The 225-nt window shown below is 54.2% G+C and carries 1 protein-coding gene; it reads right to left on the bottom strand.

Annotation, left to right across the window (positions count from 1 at the left end; genetic code table 11):
* Nucleotides 1–225: hypothetical protein (locus tag AACQ81_RS07080; protein ID WP_237388521.1), on the bottom strand; the 225-nt coding region annotated here is incomplete at both ends.

The following is a 225-nucleotide window of genomic DNA, read 5'->3' as shown; positions in this document are numbered from 1 at the left end:
GCCACCGTCACGCAGCTCAGCCCACGGCTGTAATGGGTCATCGGGTTTTTGCTGTTCTGACACGGGTTCTCGCTCCGTTGGCTCCGGCTCTACTGGCTCTGACTTTGGGTCTGTTTTTGCCCCTGACACTATCAATGTTTGTTCAAACGCGTTCAGCATGGATTGCAACCCGTATCTTTGGCGATAGTCGTCCCAATCGGCTTTTTCTTCACAGGGTGGCAGTGC

The organism is Xenorhabdus sp. Sc-CR9 (assembly GCF_963897815.1).
Lineage (GTDB): Bacteria > Pseudomonadota > Gammaproteobacteria > Enterobacterales > Enterobacteriaceae > Xenorhabdus.
This window is presented reverse-complemented; position numbering and strand designations above follow the sequence as displayed.